We start from the raw sequence: 17,951 nt of genomic DNA, 5'->3' as shown, positions 1-17,951 counted from the left end.
ATCGTCGGAGTTGATGCCGACGCGGTGGTCGTCGATGTTGACGGCTCCCCAGCGACGTATCCTCTCGACGAGGTGCGCAAAGCAATTATTCAGATTGAGATGAACCGGAAGGAAGCCTGAGCATGGACATCGACATGGCAGCGCTGCGCGCGATCGAGCGCGACCGCGATATTCCGACGGAGTACCTCCTGAAGACGCTCGAAGACGCCATCTTGAATGCCTACACCAAGACCGACAACGCGTTGCGTGGCGTGAAGATCGACATCGACCGTAAGACGGGCAAGGTGTCGGTGCTGGCTCCAGAGTTCGGCGACGACGACGAGATCATCGGCTACTTCGACGACACCCCGGAAGACTTTGGGCGCGTGGCCGCGTCGACGGCACGCCAGGTCATCACGCAGCGCATCCGCGAGGCCGAGGACGACCAAAAGTTCGGCCACTTCTCGGGCGTGGAAGGCGACATCGTCACCGGCGTTATCCAGCAGGATCGCGACTCGAAGACGGTGCGCGTCGACCTGGGCACGTTGGAGGCCATCATGCCGTTGGCAGAGCAGTCTCCTGGTGAGGACTACTCGCACGGCCGCCGCCTACGCGTGTTCATCGTGAGCGTGCGCCGCGATCCATCCGGCCCACAGGTAGTGGTCTCGCGCACGCACCCGAACTTGGTGAAGAAGCTCTTCGCGATGGAGGTTCCGGAGATCGCCGACGGCATCGTCGAAATCAAGGAGATTGCGCGCGAAGCTGGTCACCGTACGAAGATCGCGGTGGTGTCGAACAATCCGGACGTCTCCGCTAAGGGCGCATTCATTGGGCCGAACGGGCAGCGAGTGCGTGCCGTCACCAACGAGTTGGGCAACGAGAAGATCGACATCGTCGACTACTCCGAAGACCCGGCACGGTTCGTCTCCGCCGCGCTGTCGCCAGCCAAGGTCATCAATGTCATCATCACCGACAAGGCCGGTAAGGCGTGTCGTGCGATCGTGCCCGACTACCAGCTGTCGCTGGCTATTGGACGCGAAGGCCAGAACGCGCGCTTGGCTGCCAGGCTGACCGGTTGGCGCATCGATATCCAGCCCGACACCGAAGTGTGATCGCGACCCGGAAGAGTGCGGTCATGCCGCAACGTCGATGCATCGGATGTTGCCAATCTGACGAGCAATCTTCGCTCGTGCGGTTGGTGCGTCGCGATGGTGTCGTGATCGAGGCGACGGCCCCAAGACTTGATGGTCGAGGGGCGTACCTCCACCCGGAGTGCGCGCGGATCGTGCTGGAACGTAAAGCCATTCCGAGGGCCTTTCGTGGCGCGGAGCCCAGCGCTGAATTAGGGCATTTGCTGCAAGCGATGTCTGAGTAATTGCGTGTGGCGTGTTTCGCGTGATGGGTTGTTGCGCGTTAGACTGGCCAATGGCCCATCCAAGGGCCGATCGTTTCCATGCCCCCACGGGGGCGCTAACCAGAAGGTGGGCTGACGCTCATGACCACTCGATGAGTTACCAACGATGAGCAACAACAACCAATAGGTCCTGGCCGCTTGAGGCTTGGGCCCCCAAAGGAGAGCAGTGGCTAAGCCTCGCGTTCATGAGATCGCAAAGGAATTCGGCATGCCCAGCAGGGAGTTGCTGGCGTGGCTGAAAGAACAGGGTGAGTACGTTCGCGGCGCGTCGTCGTCGCTAGAAGCACCCGTCGTACGTCGTATCCGCGAACATTTCAGTGCCGACGGCGAGTCGGCCAAGAAGGACGCACCGAAGACGCCGTCTTCGAGTAGCGCGCGCCAAACGAAGTCCAAGTCGGACGCGCCGAAGCCCAGCGGCATTCGCGCGCCGAAAGCGACACCCGGCGCGTTTGACCCAGGAGCAAGCCCAGCGCCGACGAGCGCGCCGAAACCGGCAGCGCCGAAGCCCGGTGCGTCGGCAGCTCGCCCCGGAGCTGTCCCGAAGCCTGGTGCCCCCAAGCCAGCCGCTCCTCAGTCGAAGCCTGCCACCGGTGCCAAACCAGGTGCCGAGGCGAAGCCGTCGAGTGTGCCTAAGCCAGGTGCGGCTAAGCCCAGCGCTCCGAAGCCTGGTGTGCCGAAGCCTGCCGCTCCGAGCGCAGGATCCCGCACCGGTGGTGTGACCCCAGGTTCTATGCCGCGACGCACGAACGCGCCGCGTCCGGGTAACAACCCGTTTGCTGCGAGCCAGGGGATGGGCAAGCAGCCGCAGCGTCGTCCCCGTCCCGACGGTGATCGTCGCGGAGGTCAGCGTCCGCAGGGCTCAGGGAGCGAGCAGAACCTGATGCCGCGTCCCGGCGGCACGGGAGGCATGCCTCGTCCCAACCCCGCGATGATGCCGAAGCATCAGTCGAGCCAGCTCGGCCAGGCGAGCTCGCGGCCCGGTCGTGGCGGTGGTCGCGGCCGCGGTGGGCGTCCTGGCTCCGGTGGGCCGGGCGGCGGTGGTCGCTTCGGCGGGCCTCCGATGGGCGGCCCCGGCGGCATGGGTGGCGGGCCCGGCCGTGGTCGTGGCCGCGGCGGAACGCAGGGCGCCTTCGGACGCGGTGGCTCCGGAAACCGTCGTCGCAAGTCGAAGAAGCAGCGTCGCCAAGAGTTTGACGAGATGGAGGCGCCAACGATCGGTGGCGTACGCGTCCGTAAGGGCGGCGGCAAGACCGTTCGTCTGCGTCGTGGCGCGTCGCTGACCGATCTCGCCGAGAAGATCGGCGTCGACGCGGCAGCACTCGTGCAGGTGCTTTTCCATATGGGTGAGATGGTCACCGCCACCCAGTCGGTGAGCGACGACACCCTCGAACTGTTGGGTGCGGAGCTGGAGTACAACATCCAGGTCGTGTCCCCCGAAGACGAAGATCGCGAGCTGCTGGAGAGCTTCGACCTCGAATTTGGCGAAGACGAAGGCGACGAGGACGACCTCGAGGTTCGTCCCCCGGTGGTTACCGTCATGGGTCACGTCGACCACGGTAAAACCAAGCTGCTCGACGCGTTCCGTCACTCCAACGTGCAGACGCGTGAGGCCGGCGGCATTACGCAGAACATCGGCGCCTACCAGGTGGAAGCCGAGGTGGAAGGCGAAGAACGCGCCATCACCTTCATCGATACCCCTGGCCACGAGGCATTCACGGCCATGCGTGCCCGTGGCGCGAAGTCGACGGACATCGCCGTGCTGGTGGTTGCCGCCGACGACGGTGTGATGCCGCAGACCATCGAGGCCATGAACCACGCGATGGCCGCCGACGTGCCGATCGTCGTCGCGGTGAACAAGATCGATAAGGACACCGCAGACCCGACACGGGTGCGCGGTCAGCTCTCCGAGTACGGCCTGATCCCCGAGGAGTACGGCGGCGACACGCAGTTCGTCGACGTGTCCGCGGTCACGCGTCAGGGCCTGGACGAGCTCCTCGAAGCCATCGTCCTCACGGCCGACGCGGCGCTAGACCTGCGCGCGAACCCGGATATGGACGCCCAGGGTGTCGCCATCGAGGCCCACCTCGATAAGGGTCGCGGCGCGGTGGCGACGGTACTCGTGCACCGCGGTACGCTCCGCATCGGTGACTCGATCGTCGCGGGCTCTGCCCACGGACGCGTGCGCGCCATGATCAACGATCAGGGCGAGAACGTCGACGAGGCACCTCCGTCGATGCCGGTGCAGGTGCTCGGCCTCACGTCGGTGCCTGGTGCTGGCGACAACTTCCTCGTAGTGGAAGACGACCGCGTCGCCCGACAGATCGCCGACAAGCGTGAGGCGCGCATGCGTGCCGCGCTGCAGGCCCGCACCAGCCGTCGCAAGACCCTCGACCAGCTGTTCGAACAGCTCGAGAAGGGCGAGACGCAGGAGCTGCTGCTCATTCTCAAGGGCGACGGCGCTGGTTCCGTCGAGGCCCTCGAGGATGCGCTTACCAAGATCGAGATTTCCGACGAGGTCGGGCTGCGCGTCATCGACCGCGGTGTTGGTGCCATCACCGAGACGAACGTCTCGCTGGCTGCCGCGTCGAAGGCCGTCATCATCGGCTTCAACGTTCGTCCCACCCCGCACGCTGCGAAGATGGCGGACGAGGAGAACGTCGACATCCGCTCCTACTCGGTCATCTACGACGCGATCGACGAGATCGAGGCCGCGCTCAAGGGCATGCTCAAGCCCATCTACAAGGAGCAGATCATCGGCCAGGCCGAGATCCGCGAGATCTTCCGCTCCTCGAAGATCGGCAACATTGCGGGCTGTATGGTGCTCGACGGCGTGGTTCGCCGCAACGCCAAGGCGCGGCTCATCCGCGACGGTGTGGTTATCCAAGACACCTCTATCGCCTCGCTGCGTCGTGAGAAGGATGATGTCACTGAGGTGCGCGAGGGCTTCGAATGTGGCCTCACGCTGCACAACTACAACGACATCAAGACCGAAGACGTAGTCGAGGTCTACGAGATGGTCGAACAGGAGCGTGAGTGATGCCCAGCCCCCGCAATGCCAAGCTGGCTGACCAGATCCAGACGATCATCGCGCAGACGCTGGACCGCAAGGTGAAGGATCCCCGCAAGGGTTTCATCACCATCACTGAGGTACGGCTGAGCGGCGATAACCGTGAAGCGACGGTGTTCTACACCGTGCTCGGCGACGACACTGCCCGCGCAGGCAGTGCGGCCGCGCTGGAATCAGCGAAAGGTATGCTGCGCACGGCGGTTGGCCAGCAGCTCGCGATGCGGCACACGCCGACCCTCACGTTCGTGCTCGACGCGACGGAGGACGAGGCACGCCACATCGAGGACCTCCTCGCTCGTGCTCAGGCCAGCGACGCGGCCGCTGCGGCGGCACGGGAAGGCAAATCCTTCGCCGGCGAAGCCGACCCGTACAAGAAGCCCGAGGAGTGACAGGTACCACTCTCGATGGGATCGTGGTCCTCGACAAGCCGTCGGGGGCCACGTCTCATCAGATCGTAGGCCGGCTCAGGCGCGTGCTGGGCACGAAGAAAATCGGGCATGCTGGCACGCTCGATCCGATGGCGACGGGGGTGCTCATCCTCGGCGTGGGGAGGGCAACCAGGCTGCTCGGCCATCTCGCCCTCAACGACAAGCGTTACAGCGCCACGGTCCGGCTCGGCGAGCGTTCGGATACCGACGACGCCGATGGCACCGTCGTACCCGTCGCCGATGCGTCTGCGCTCACCAGGGAACAGCTCGAGCAGGCGCTGGCGCAGTTCCGGGGCGAGATTATGCAGACCCCGAGCACGGTGTCTGCCATCAAAGTCAATGGCCAGCGCGCTTATGCCCTCGCGCGCGAGGGCAAGGATGTGCGCCTCGCTGCGCGCCCCGTCACGATCGAGCGCCTCGACCTGGGCGACGTGCGCGTCGACGGCCAACGTCTCGACGTCGACATCGACGTGGAATGCTCCAGCGGCACCTACATTCGAGCGATCGCCCGTGATCTCGGCGAAGCCCTCGGCGTGGGCGGTCACCTCACCGCGCTGCGCCGTACCCGCGTCGGAAAGTATCCCATCGACGACGCCGTCGTCCTTGGTGATGAACCGCCGGCGCTCATGCCGATGGCCGAAGCTGCGAGGCGGAGTTTCCCCGTCGTGCAGCTGAACGATACGCAGGCACGCGACGTCCGGTTCGGTCGGGCGCTGGATATCGAGCTGCCGGGGGAAACCGTCGGGCTGCTGTCGCCCGGTGGGAAATTGCTGGCGCTGTACGGCCCGAAGGATGGCCGGGCCGTTCCCGTAACGGTGTTGGTAGGCCCTGACGACGATGTGCAATAAGGTGACCGACGTGAGTGTTTTGGCGATCGGCAACTTCGACGGGGTACACCTCGGTCATCAGCGCGTGCTGCAGGAAGCGTGCCAGGGTGACGTCGGCCGACTGATCGTCCTCACCTTTTGGCCTCATCCCGTTGGGGTACTTCGCCCTGACAAGGCACCTAAGCTGCTCATGGACCTGCGCGAGCGCATCGCGAAACTGCGCACGTTCGGCGCCAACGAGGTGCGCGTCGTGCGCTTCAACCAAGCCGTGGCCTCCATGTCGCCAGAGGAATTCGTCGAGGATTTCCTCGTCTCCCTCAAACCCTCCCGGATCGTCGTCGGCAGCAATTTCCGGTTCGGCGCCAAAGCGGCAGGCGACGTCGACACGTTGCGCGAACTCGCACGCGGGCGCTTCGAAGTAACGGCCGTGCCGCTCACTACCGACGGCGACCAGACCATTTCATCCACCCTCATCCGTGGCAACCTGTACGACGGCGATGTGCGCGCCGCGGCGGCGCATCTGGGGTCGCCGTTCGAGTACCGTGGGCTCGTCGTCGTGGGAGATCGCCGGGGCCGCGACCTGGGATTCCCAACAGCAAACCTCGTCGTCCCCGACGAGATGGCCGTCCCTGCCGATGGCGTGTACGCGGGATGGCTGACGCGCGTCGACATTCCTGGGTGTGAGCCGCTGCCGGCGGCGATCTCCGTCGGATCCAACCCGACGTTTGACGGCACCGAACACCGCGTCGAGTCGTATGTGCTGGATCGCACCGACCTGAACCTCTACGGCGTGGAGATTGCGGTGACCTTCATCGAGCGCCTGCGAGGACAGCAACGCTTCGACGGCGTTGACGCGCTCATCGCGCAAATGCACGAAGACGTCGAGCACGCTCGCGAGATTTTGCGGTAACCCACCGCCGATGCTGCCGCTTCGCGCGACCCGTCTCAAAAATAACTCCCTGGCACTGGGAATATTCTGAAAGCCCGTAGAGTTCTGTCACACGAAGGCAACCGCCAAGTCGCAAGGAAACCGCTCATGGCTCACAGCACGATGTGCATCATGTCCGCCGCCACCAAGGCCGGGCGCATGATGTGTTGCTGTTTGATGGCAGCCTGAGCGAAGCATTCACCCCCCGCGTAGGGAATCCCAACAGCTAATTCCGGGCACAGCCATACCCTCATGCATTGAGGCGCTGGTTGGCGTGCCCTTGTGCGCAAGGAATCACCATGCAACATCTACGAAACCTGGACCACATCGTCGTAGCGACACCCGACCTGGACGCCACGGTGCAGGCGTTTACCGACGCCACCGGCGTCTCCCCAGTGCTCGGGGGAGTGCACCCAGACCAGGGCACCCGCAACTACCTCGTCGCATTCACCGGCGGTGGTTACCTCGAGATCATCGGCATTGACGAGCCTCGTTCCGGCCCTCGAGTATTCGACCTGCACCTCGTCGATGCGCCCACCGTGGCCACGTTCGCAGTGCACCCAGACGCACCAGAAGCCAAGCTCGGCGCAGCATACGAGTTGGGCTTCGACCTCGGGGTGCTCGGAGCAGGGCAGCGACGTGACCCGTCGGGCACGCTCCTGCGCTGGCGGCTCACACCGCCGCTCGCGTCCGACCATTCGGGTGCGCAGCCATTCGTCATCGACTGGGGAGCCACACCCTCACCGGAGCACACCGTCGACGCACGCGTCACCCTCGACGACTTTCACGTGACCCATCCCGAGCCCGCCCGAGTGCAGGAACTCTACGCCGCCCTCGACGTCGACGTTCCCGTCGAGGAAGGCCCGGAGCCGGCACTCACCGTGACAGTACATGGCCCGTCGGGCCAGTGGACCCTTCGTTGACAAGGAGCATCATGCGAGCAGTCATCATTCCCAAGCACGGCACCGTCGACGACCTCCGACTAGTCGACGACCATCCCACGCCCACCGCAACGCCAGGGCATGTGGTGGTGAAGGTGCGAGCGAGTTCGTTGAACTACCACGACATCTTCACCCTGCGCGGCATGCCCGGCATCACCGTGCCGCTACCCGTCGTACCCGGGCTCGACATCGCCGGCGAGATCGCGGAGATCGGCGAGGGCGTCGAAGGTTGGAACATCGGCGACCGCGTGCTCGTCGACCCCCTCACCGAGCGCGGACACCTCATGGGCGAGCTGCTCGACGGTGGCCTGGCCGAGTATGCGCTCGTGGAGGCCGGACAGTTGCTGGCGCTGCCTAACGAGGTGAGCTTCGAGCAGGCGGCGGCCCTGCCTGTCGCGTATGGCACCGCCCACCGAATGATCGTCGGAACCAGGGCCGTGCAGCCGGGGCACAAGGTGCTCGTGCTCGGTGCGTCGGGCGGTGTGGGCACTGCGTCGGTACTGCTGGCCAAGCGGCTGGGCGCCACCGTGGTGGCTGCCGCAGGGAGCGACGAGAAGGGGGAACGCCTGCTGGAGCTCGGTGCGGACGAGTTCATCAACTACCGCACGCAAGACTTCTACGCCTGGACGAAGGAACACCTCGGCAAACCCTCGCGGACAAGCTACGACGGTGGGTTCGACGTGATCGTCAACAACACCGGAGGCGACACCTGGGCGCCGACGCTGCGCTCCACCAAGCGCGGCGGTGCGATCCTCGTCTGTGGCGCCACCGCTGGGTACAACCCGCCGGAAGATCTGCGTTACGTGTGGAGCTTCGAGCTGCGCATCATCGGCTCGAACGGCTTCACGAAGGACGACTTCCACGCGCTGCTGGGTTACGTCCAGGAGGGATCGTTCTCGCCGGTCATCGACTCGGTCGTCGGCCTCGACGGCGCCATCGACGCGCTCGGGCGACTCGAACATCGCGACTTCCTGGGCAAGATCGTGATCGCTCCATGGAAGGATGCCTGATGTCGCTCCCTACACTCGACGAGGTGCAGGCCTGGTTGGAGGCCGCACCCTTCCACCAGTGGCTAGGCCTTCGCGTCACTGAGCTCACCACCACCGACATCATCATCGAGGCGGAGGCAAAGCACTCGTGGCTCTCCGACACCGACCGGGGCTCCGTCCACGGTGGCATCTTGGGCGCACTGCTCGACACCGCCGCCGATTTCTCTCTGATCGGCACCATCGGCGCACCCGTGCCGACGGTCGACCTCCAGGTGAACTACCTGCGGCCGGCCGGCGTTGGGCTGCTCACCGCGAAAGGACACCTCGTGAAGCCTGGGTCGCACAACCGGTCACGATGGATACAAGACCCCAGTGCGGAGTGGCGCTATCGGATAGCGTCATTACCGGCTATGAACTGGGAATTCCGGCTGCCGCGGACGTTTGGAGATTAGCCTGCTGTACCGCTGAGTATCTGGCACGTCACTACCCGGCTGGCGTCCGTAGAGGGGGTGAACCAGTCGGGATCTCGCGCGCAAGAATAGACGCGGGGTCTCGACAAATGATGCGGGTAGCACCTCTACCTGTAGGCGATACCGCTTGCTATTCGTTCTTGCAGGTGGGCCGACGACCATCTGCACTCCTAGTCAACTACAAAGCTTTTAGCAAGTTGGGGGTCAAGTCCCTTGTAGTGGTGTAACGGCGTTTTCCTCTCGTTTGGGGTTTTAGCCTGCGAGTGCGGGCATGTCGGCATCGGTCGTGGTTGTGGGTGTGGTGATCAGGTTGAGGCGGCTCTTGGCGAGGACTTCCAGGCCGAGGTAGCGGCGGCCTTCTGCCCATTCATCGGTTTGCTCGGCCAGGACGGCGCCGACGAGCCGGACAATCGCTTCCCGGTTTGGGAAGATCCCAACCGCATCGGTGCGGCGCCGGATCTCGCGGCTCAGCCGTTCGGTGGGGTTGTTCGACCAGATCTGCTGCCAGACCTCGGTCGGGAAGCTGGTGAACGCGAGAATGTCAGCGCGGGCGGCATCGAGGTGGTCTGCGACGTCGGGGAGTTTCTCGGCGGTGTAGTCCAGTAGCCGGTCGAACTGGGCGTGAACAGCATCGGCGTCAGGCTGGTCATAGACGGAGTGGAGCATGGCCTTGACCGCCGGCCACAAGCTCTTGGGAGTGATGCTCATCAGGTTCGCGGCGTAGTGAGTGCGGCAACGCTGCCAGACGGCACCGGGCAGGTTCGCCGCGATCGCTTCCACGATGCCTTGGTGGGCGTCGGAGGTGACCAGCCGGACCCCGGACAGTCCTCGGGCGACCGGATCGGCGAAAAACTCGTTCCAGGCCGGGCCGGTCTCGCTCGTGGCGACCCGCATCCCTAAGACTTCGCGATGCCCGTCGGCGTTGACCCCGGTCGCGAGCATGACGACCGCGTTGACCACACGACCTCCCTCGCGAACTTTCATCGTCAACGCGTCGGCGGTCACGAACGTGAACGGCCCAGCATCGCCTAGTGGGCGGTGTCGAAACTCGGCGACGTGCTCGTCCAACTCGGCGGCCATGCGAGAGACCTGGGACTTCGACAGCCGGTCGATTCCCAACGTCTTGACCAACTTGTCCATCCGACGAGTACTGACTCCAGCGAGATAGCAGTCGGCAACAACAGTGATCAATGCGGACTCGGCGCGCTTGCGACGCTCCAGCAGCCACTCAGGGAAATAGGTGCCCTGGCGTAGTTTCGGGACCGCGATGTCCAAGGTCTCAACACGGGTATCGAGAGGCCGGTGGCGGTAGCCGTTGCGCTGGGCCCGTCGGTCAGGATCTGGGCGGCCGTACTCGGCACCTGCAACCGCATCAGCATCCGCAGACAGCAACTCGTTGATCACAGTCTGCAACAGGTGACGCCTCGGCAAGCAGTTCGCCAAGCAGCCCGGCAGGGTCGACAATATGGGTAGCGGTCATCGTGTGGCCTTTCGCGAGTGAGTTGTAGCGGACGAAACTCGAGGATCACGCGGTGACCGCCCTGCTGTCCAGCACGACCACCCCGCTACACCACTATGAGGGACTCAACTCCCTTGGTGATTAGTAGCGCCCTCGCTCATCAGCGAGATGCTGTTCGCACATGATCCCACTAGCGCCATGTTCGCGACAGCACCACGTGTGCCAAACGTGTCGAGGTACTCCGATTCGAGCTGTGGGTTTAGGGCTTGGCGCCTGGCACCGGGACCGCGTCCGCTAACCTGAGGTGTGTCTCAGCTGCCAACGAGACGACGCATCGGCGGCAGCCACGAAATCGTGGAACCGTCCGGGCCGACTAGACAATTCCTTAGGCGTGCCGGTTTCGGCGACGATAGCACCGTCCGCTAAGGGTTCGAGGAAGACCACCTGATCGGCGCTATCTATGGTGGATAGTCTGTGCGCTACCACGATCACAGTGCGGCCCTCAGATAGTTGACTGATGACGTCGCTAATCGCCGATTCATTCTCGCCGTCCAGCGCCGAGGTAATCTCGTCGAGCAGCAGTATCGGAGCATCCTTGATGAATGCCCGAGCGATTGCCACTCGTTGGCGCTCACCTCCAGACAGGCTCTGCCCGGCAGGCCCCACTTCGGTATCCCAACCGTGAGGCAGCGCCTCAATCACCCGATCAAGTCTCGCCTTGCGAGCTGCCTCTTCCAACTCGGCGTCCGTCGCATTGGGGCGGGCAATCCGCAGATTCTCCCGGATCGTGGTGTCAAACAGGTAGGTGTCCTGGAACACCATCGAGGTCAGCTCCATGATCCGCGTGGTTGGAATCTCGCGCACGTCCACCCCGCCGATGGTCACGCTACCGGCGTCGACATCCCAAAACCTTGCGGTGAGACGCAAGATCGTCGACTTCCCGGCCCCTGACGGCCCCACTAGTGCGGTGACTGCTCCCTGCGGGGCGGTGAGCGAGACATCGTCTAGGACAGGCCGGCCTGACTCGTAGGAAAACGACACTCCTCGGAATTCAATCGACGTCCCACGCGGTTCCCGTGCCTGCTCGGAATCAGGTTCGGCAAGTGGCGCGGCATCAAGGATTATTCCCATCTGGCGCAACGCCACTGCGGCGTTATCGACCTCAGATGCGTAGAGCGCGGCTTTTGTGAGCGGCAGCAGCATGCGCGCACTGACCGCCGCGATCACCAGATACGCAATCGGGTCCAGACGCGCTCCGGTCACGAACGACAGCCCCAAGGCGAGCACCACCGCGAAAGTCACGTTAGCGATGAGGTTGAATCCTTGGGCAGGTCGGCCCTTGATCCGAAGCCCGGCCAACGTCGCCTCAGAGTCGGCTTGCAGAGTCTCTTGTACGGGGTCCCACGACGTCGCGGCACCCGTGGCTCGAAGCACCGGTTGTAGCCTGGCGAACTCAATCAACCGGCCGGCTGCGGCGGCCGAGGTACGGTCTTCCATGTCATTGGCTCTGGTTGTTGCCGCCGACATTTTCCGCCACGTGAGAATAAACGGCAAGATCGACACTGCCATGACCACAGCTAACGGCCACTCAATGAATGCGGTGGCAACGAGCATCACCAACGGCACGATGAAGGCGTTGCACAGGTTCGGGATCACCATTGATGCCAGATGCGACAGGGTGTTGATCTCCTTGGATGTCGCATTAGCCACGTCCGCTTCGCGTTTGGCATTAAACCACCCAAGCGGCAGCTGCAAGACATGATCTGCTACGCGATCAATTAAGGTATCGCATACTTCATAGACGCTGATCCGATAGGAGCGGTACATCGCGAAGGTGTCGACCGTCACCGTGATCGCGCCGAGGATGGCAACGACGACGAGCCAGGTGCCAAGGGTTTCAGAGCGGGAGAATAATGCCCGAAGGAAGGGGATCATCAACGCCAGTGTGATGCCTTGTAGGACAGCGGAGAAGGCGAACCAGCCCACCAACGTACGCAACTCGGCCCTGTTGACGACCCTGATCATTAGTTTCCACATGAGCGTGTCTCTCCTTAGGCCATGTAATGGAGTTCTTGGGCCCGCCACATCTCGCTATAGGTCCCCGCTTGGTCGACCAAGTCCTCGTGCCTACCACGCTGAGTGATGTGGCCGTCCTCAATCACGAGGATCTGGTCGGCGTCTCGGATGGTGGCGAGTCGATGCGCGATGATGATCACCGTGCGCCCGGATGCCAAGGTGCTGAGCGCTTCGTGGATCGCACGCTCCGACTGGGGGTCTGCTTGCGCGGTGGCCTCGTCGAGAATCAAGATCGGCGCATCCTGCAAGTATGCTCGCGCCAGGGTGATGCGTTGCCGCTCACCGCCCGAGAGGAAGCCACCAACCTCGCCAAGCACGGTGTCATACCCCTCGGGCAGACGCATAATGCGATCGTGGATGCATGCCGCACGGGCTGCTGCCTCGACCTCGGCGCGCGTTGCCGACGGTTTCGACAGCGCGATATTGGTATGGACCGAATCGTTCGACAACGTTACGTCCTGTAGGACGATCGCGACGCGGGAAAGTAGCCACGAAAAACTCGCCTCGCGCACATCCACACCGCTGATGCGTACCACGCCATCATTGACGTCGTAAAAGCGCGCAATCAGCCGGGCCAGTGTGGACTTCCCTCCGCCCGACGGGCCCACCAGAGCCGTGACCGTTCCGGGCTCAGCCGTAAAGGAGACACCGTGCACAACGGGCACGTCAGGCTCGTAGGAGAAGGAAACCTCACAGACCTCAACTTGGCCGGGGTTTGGGCCCTCTTCTTGGGTGCGGCTGCCTTCGGGCATGGGTTTCTCGGAAAGCAGCTCTGCCGTGGTGCGAGCCGCCAGCTGCGACTCATAGATATGCTGCATCAGACCGACTAGCACCGTGAACCCCTCCGGGATGCCGGGAGCGATCAGGAAGAATGGCAGCGTCGCCGACAGCGTGCTCCAATTCTGCGCGACGAATAGCGCCGCCAGTAACGCGACCGTGACGAAGACCGTGGCTGGACGCAGTAGCGAACCGAGCAGACTAATCGCTCTGCCGGAGCGACGAACCCAGTCGAAGGAGATGGCAGAAAATTGCTGGCGGGCGGCGTTAAAGCGCGTTCGGGTCGCATCGGTGGCCTGGAAATTCTTGATCTCCTTAATGCCCTCAAGCATTTCGACGGTGGCTGCGGCCAGTGCGGTCTGGGCATGTCCGAATCGCTCGGTGATATCGCTATAGCCGCGCATGGTCGTGCTGACGATGATCATGATCGCTACGGCCCACGTTCCAAAGAGCGCGAGCGCCAGTCGCCAATCGACCCACACGAGATACCCGAGGCCTACGACCATCGAGACCACGGCGTTGGTGACATCACCGGGAACATGCGCAACGAGAGTATGGATGGCTGCGGTATCGTCACACACCATCTTGCGGATGGCCCCGTGCGGCACCTGCGAGACCCTACCCAAGGGCAAACTGCCCAGCGCTTGGACCACATTGCCGCGCAACCGATGTCGGAGCTTGGCTTCTGCCTCGTGGGTGACACCCAATCCAAACAGGTAGAGCAATTGGCCCACGAACAGCGAAAGCACCGCTATCACGGCCCAAACCCACGGCTTTCCGGTCCAGCCGGTGCGCACCTGCCCGTCAAGCCAGATCGCGGCCATGTTGTGTAAGGCGACGAACGGCACCAGCGTGACGATAGCGCCTAAGGCTGTGAGGACTGCGGAAAGGACCATCGCGCCCTTGGCCGGGCGGATTAGTGCGGCGACGGAAATACTCACATCGGGCTCCTGTCGAGTCGAGTCTTTCGAAACGTTCATTGGCGCCACCACCACAGCAACGCAGTAACGGCCCAAAGGAGGCCCACCAGGCACCAATCTCGCACCTGCCACGGTGTGTGTTGGAGTTCCGTGCGCCGCGGATAGGCGCTAAAGCCACGTGAATCCATCGACAGGGCAACCCGTTCGCCGTGCTGGACGGCGAGGATCGCCAGCGGCACGAGGGAACCCACCCATCGAATTGCGGGCGCTAACGGCCCCCATGATGCCCCAATACCCCGCAATGCCCGCGCTGTGCGCAACAGCTGGAAATCTTGCCGGAAACGAGTGACGAAGGCGACAGCCGCAGCTCCCGCCGCAGTGACCCGATAGGGAAGCTTGAACGTCGTCGTCAACGTGCGAAGCAGCGCTTCCGGATGAGTGCTGATGCCTGAAAGCAGCATGAGGGACAACAGTGCCCCGATACCGCTCGCTGCCGCAAGCTCGCCACCGTAATTGTAGATTGGGCTGACCTCTTCAATGGTGTAGTTGTAGCGGAACACCGGCAGTAGCACAGCTGCGATGACCCAGGGTGCTAGCAGTGACATGACCGTTCGAGCGCGACTCGCTCTCGCGGCTACCATGGCCAGGCTCGCTGCGATGAGCACTCCAACATTGACGGCCGGGTCCTTGCATACGAACACCATGACCATCGCCGGGATTAGCGCCAATAGCAACGTCACAGGATTGAACGATGAGAAGAGTCCACGGGGCACGGACGGCGAAGGCGGGTTCGCTGGTGCTGCGGATGCGGCGTTTTCACGAGTTTCGCTAACGGCAGCAGGTAGCGCGATGATGTGGCTGCAGCGTGATAGGGCAAGTTCTAGGTCGTGGGTGGCCATGATGACGGTTCTGCCCTCAGCGCGCAGTTCGTCGATGAAGGCCATGAGTTCGCAGGTATTCGCCCAGTCCTGGCCGTACGTGGGCTCGTCAAGGACAATCACATCGCGGCTCTCGGCGACCATCGTAGCCACCGATAGTCTACGAATCTGGCCGCCTGAGAGAGTCAACGGGTGTTGGTCTCGATACTGGGAGAGATGGAATTGCTCCACAATAGCCTCGGCTTTAGACGCGGAAACATCCCCCGTGGAGATTTCGCCAGCCACGGTGGAACAAACCATCTGATGTTCCGGGTTTTGAAACACGTAGCCGACCTGGTGCCGCCCTCGCCGCACAACCTCTCCGCAGACCGTAGCGCGTTGTGCCTTTGATGGTATGAGACCCGCCAGCGCCGCGAGCAGGGATGTTTTGCCTGCGCCATTCGGCCCTATAAGCGCGATAAACTCGCCACCCCGTAGCCGCATAGAGATAGCTGGGGAACGTCCGGGAACACAGAAATCTGCCAGCTCTACCGTGGCGCTGCCTCCACCGTCGAGCGTGTCAATCGCATCGATGGTTTCCCATCCTGCTTCGGTGCGCCGCTGATATTGCACCGAATCACCACAGATATCCGTGATGCGGGGAACTCGAATGCCCGCCTGCTCGCAGGTCAAGGCGTGGTGCGGGGATTCGTCGCGTAACGCACGGGGCAGCCACACTCCGCACGCCTCAAGTTCCGCGGTATGGCTGAGAAAAACCTCATGTGGAGTTCCCTGCGCGATCACCGCGCCCTGCGCGTTGAGCGCTATGACGTGATCGCACAGGGGTAGGACCGGGTCGAGGTCATGGTCGATCACCACGATGCCCACGCCATCGCTAACCAGCTGTTGGATGACGCTGTAAAACTCGTCCGTGCCTTGCGTGTCAATAGTCGATGTTGGCTCATCGAGGACTAGTAAGCGGGGCTGCATAGCCAGTGCTACCGCGATCGCTAGGCGCTGGCGTTGGCCGCCCGATAATCTCCATGGGCTCTCCCACAGCTTGGTCTCCAGACCAACCGCAGCCAATGCCTCGCGTACCCGTCGATCAATCTCAGGAACAGGCAGGCAGAGGTTCTGCAGCGCAAACGCGACATCGTCATACACCGTACGGGTAATGACTGCGGCATCCGGATTTTGTCCCACGTAGGCGACATTGGTAGCGATCAACTGGACCGTGGCGTCGGCGATTTCGGCGCCGGCAATTTGAACGCTGCCGGAGTATTCGGACGGCAGACAGTGGGGCACAAGGCCGCACACGGCTCGGACGAAGGTAGTTTTACCGCATCCAGAGGGCCCAATGACGGCCGTTACCTGACCGCTCAGGTGGACCAGGCTTGGACGTTGCAGCACCCACCGGTCCTGACCCAAGTAGTGAACGGAAAGATCCTCAACCGCCAGGAGCGCCCGCGCGGACTCGCTCACAGACCGTTGCTCGCTGCTCAAAGTGGAGGCCAGCGTTTCACTCACGATGGTCTACGCCTACGCCTGCATTGTTGAGCAAACGGGTTAGTCCGACGACGGCCAAACCGCCAATGACGGACGACGTGACTCCCACCAGCACGATCAGTCCCGATACCGAGATTCCCACCGCGTGCTTGAGCAGCGTGAGGTACAACAGGCTGTTAAATGCCCCGAAGAATGCGGCGGAGATCAGATACGCCCACCACGTCCACTTCCGGTACAGCATCAACGCCATGGGAAACTCAACCAGGAGCCCGCCAATGACGTTACCGACAATCGCGGCAGGCCCAGTGGGAGTAGTAAATACGCTCACAACTCCGATGATCAGCGCGGCCAGCAGCGAAGCGCCCGGCCTTCGCACAACGGCCAGAGGAAGGAGGTAGGGAATGACCCAAAGTCCGAGAAGGGACACCCCGAGCCAGACTGCGCTCTGCGAAGCCGCACCCGCCGGCGCGATGTAGTTCAGTGGGATGAGGATGATGAGGCCGACCACCGACAGGGAGGCCACCATCATGAGATTTCGGGTACCTAGAATTGAGTCGGTTAATCCTCCGCGAGCTGAGCGTCGAATTGTACCGGATCGGTCTGTCACAGCAAACCCCCTTTCACTTAGGTTAGCCTAACCTAACTCTCGACTGGGGTCAATTCCCTTGAGCTAGACGTTGAGCCTACGCAGAGACGCAGCTCGAGGGGTTTCTCGGCTCTTCACGAACGAGGGTGTAGGTGGGGTCTGAAGCCTCCGGCTTCGAGCAGGCTGCGCGCGACGTAGTTCGTGAGGTTCCTGAAGCCGAGCGCGGAGCCGCGGAGGTGTTCGAGTCGGCCGTTGATCGCCTCTGTTGGCCCGTTCGATGTCCCGGGGCGGTCGAAGAACGCGAGGATGTCGGTGGCGCGCTGGCCCATGGTGCGGCCGAGCCGGCGGATCTCTACGAGCGCGGCGGGGACGCCGGTGGTGATCGCATCGATCGCGGCGTGCATCATCTGTTTGGCCTTCTTCTTGTCGGGTTCCCGGTAGGCGGCGACGATGCGCTGGTAGATACCCCAGGTCGCTTCGACTTCGACGTGCTCTTCGATCGCGGACACAGCCTCCAGGCGGGCGGTCTGTTTCTCGGTGAGCAGGTCCGCGCCGGTGTGCAGGGTGCGGCGCGCTTTGTAGAGCGGGTCACCGGCGCGGCCGCGATGCCCGACCGTGTCCTGCTGCACTCGGCGTCGGCACTGGTCCAACGCGTCGCCGGCGAGGCGGACAACGTGGAAGGGGTCCATGACCGGGACGGCGTCGGGGAGTTCTTCGGCGGCGGCCG

Annotated in this window: 15 protein-coding genes and 1 pseudogene; 9 read left to right on the top strand and 7 right to left on the bottom strand. The window is 63.2% G+C overall.

The window, feature by feature from the left end; all coding sequences use genetic code 11:
- Window positions 1–122 precede the first annotated feature (122 nt).
- The 6 genes from nusA (at window position 123) to Q0X61_RS09675 (ending at window position 6,625) form a co-directional block, all read left to right on the top strand.
- Complete coding sequence (nusA, locus tag Q0X61_RS09695) at window positions 123–1,091, top strand: transcription termination factor NusA (RefSeq protein ID WP_297742326.1); 969 nt, start codon at window positions 123–125, stop codon at window positions 1,089–1,091.
- 23 nt (window positions 1,092–1,114) lie between these two features.
- Entirely contained in the window at window positions 1,115–1,354 is a 240-nt protein-coding gene (locus Q0X61_RS13420; protein ID WP_367270734.1) for a YlxR family protein, read from the top strand.
- Between the two features lie 205 nt (window positions 1,355–1,559).
- The gene (infB, locus tag Q0X61_RS09690; RefSeq protein ID WP_297742325.1) at window positions 1,560–4,430 is read left to right on the top strand and encodes a translation initiation factor IF-2; all 2,871 of its coding nucleotides are present in this window, start codon (window positions 1,560–1,562) and stop codon (window positions 4,428–4,430) included.
- A complete protein-coding gene (rbfA, locus tag Q0X61_RS09685) occupies window positions 4,430–4,849 on the top strand; it encodes a 30S ribosome-binding factor RbfA (RefSeq protein ID WP_297742324.1) in 420 nt (139 codons plus the stop codon). The genes infB and rbfA overlap by 1 nt, the downstream gene beginning before the upstream one ends.
- The gene (gene truB / locus Q0X61_RS09680; RefSeq protein ID WP_297742323.1) at window positions 4,846–5,736 is read left to right on the top strand and encodes a tRNA pseudouridine(55) synthase TruB; all 891 of its coding nucleotides are present in this window, start codon (window positions 4,846–4,848) and stop codon (window positions 5,734–5,736) included. The genes rbfA and truB overlap by 4 nt, the downstream gene beginning before the upstream one ends.
- A complete protein-coding gene (locus Q0X61_RS09675; RefSeq protein ID WP_297742322.1) occupies window positions 5,726–6,625 on the top strand; it encodes a bifunctional riboflavin kinase/FAD synthetase in 900 nt (299 codons plus the stop codon). The genes truB and Q0X61_RS09675 overlap by 11 nt, the downstream gene beginning before the upstream one ends.
- A gap of 131 nt (window positions 6,626–6,756) precedes the next feature.
- On the opposite strand, the gene Q0X61_RS09670 is transcribed toward Q0X61_RS09675, so the two are convergent.
- The gene (locus Q0X61_RS09670; protein ID WP_297742321.1) at window positions 6,757–6,897 is read right to left on the bottom strand and encodes a hypothetical protein; all 141 of its coding nucleotides are present in this window, start codon (window positions 6,895–6,897) and stop codon (window positions 6,757–6,759) included.
- 45 nt (window positions 6,898–6,942) lie between these two features.
- Between Q0X61_RS09670 and Q0X61_RS09665 the strand changes: the two genes are divergently transcribed.
- The 3 genes from Q0X61_RS09665 to Q0X61_RS09655 are packed head-to-tail and all read left to right on the top strand — an operon-like array spanning window position 6,943 to window position 9,025.
- Complete coding sequence (locus Q0X61_RS09665; protein WP_297742320.1) at window positions 6,943–7,566, top strand: VOC family protein; 624 nt, start codon at window positions 6,943–6,945, stop codon at window positions 7,564–7,566.
- Window positions 7,567–7,577: 11 nt separating this feature from the next.
- Window positions 7,578–8,594, top strand: a complete 1,017-nt coding sequence (locus tag Q0X61_RS09660; protein WP_297742319.1) for a zinc-binding dehydrogenase — start codon at window positions 7,578–7,580, stop codon at window positions 8,592–8,594.
- Window positions 8,594–9,025, top strand: coding sequence for a PaaI family thioesterase (locus Q0X61_RS09655; RefSeq protein ID WP_297742318.1), 432 nt, complete (start codon window positions 8,594–8,596; stop codon window positions 9,023–9,025). Before Q0X61_RS09660 ends, Q0X61_RS09655 begins: the two co-directional genes overlap by 1 nt.
- 270 nt (window positions 9,026–9,295) lie before the next feature.
- On the opposite strand, the pseudogene Q0X61_RS09650 reads toward Q0X61_RS09655, so the two are convergent.
- The 6 genes and pseudogenes from Q0X61_RS09650 to Q0X61_RS09625 form a co-directional block, all read right to left on the bottom strand.
- Window positions 9,296–10,523 (bottom strand): annotated as a pseudogene (locus Q0X61_RS09650) (IS256 family transposase).
- A 273-nt stretch (window positions 10,524–10,796) separates the two neighbouring features.
- Entirely contained in the window at window positions 10,797–12,539 is a 1,743-nt protein-coding gene (locus Q0X61_RS09645) for an ABC transporter ATP-binding protein (RefSeq protein ID WP_297742317.1), read from the bottom strand.
- A 14-nt stretch (window positions 12,540–12,553) separates the two neighbouring features.
- The gene (locus Q0X61_RS09640) at window positions 12,554–14,296 is read right to left on the bottom strand and encodes an ABC transporter ATP-binding protein (protein WP_297742316.1); all 1,743 of its coding nucleotides are present in this window, start codon (window positions 14,294–14,296) and stop codon (window positions 12,554–12,556) included.
- Window positions 14,297–14,331: 35 nt separating this feature from the next.
- Window positions 14,332–16,659: an ATP-binding cassette domain-containing protein gene (locus tag Q0X61_RS09635; RefSeq protein ID WP_297742315.1), complete on the bottom strand. Its 2,328-nt coding sequence runs from the start codon at window positions 16,657–16,659 to the stop codon at window positions 14,332–14,334.
- Window positions 16,652–17,167 carry an ECF transporter S component gene (locus Q0X61_RS09630; protein WP_230972829.1) on the bottom strand — a complete coding sequence of 172 codons (516 nt, stop codon included), beginning with the start codon at window positions 17,165–17,167 and terminating at the stop codon, window positions 16,652–16,654. Before Q0X61_RS09630 ends, Q0X61_RS09635 begins: the two co-directional genes overlap by 8 nt.
- A gap of 191 nt (window positions 17,168–17,358) precedes the next feature.
- On the bottom strand, window positions 17,359–17,951 hold a 593-nt coding region (locus Q0X61_RS09625), incomplete at its 5' end, for a transposase (protein WP_297742314.1).

This window comes from uncultured Tessaracoccus sp. (assembly GCF_947255005.1).
In the GTDB taxonomy this organism is placed as follows: Bacteria; Actinomycetota; Actinomycetes; order Propionibacteriales; family Propionibacteriaceae; genus Arachnia.
The sequence above is the reverse complement of the archived record's forward strand: the minus strand, read 5'-3'. Positions and strand labels throughout refer to the sequence as shown.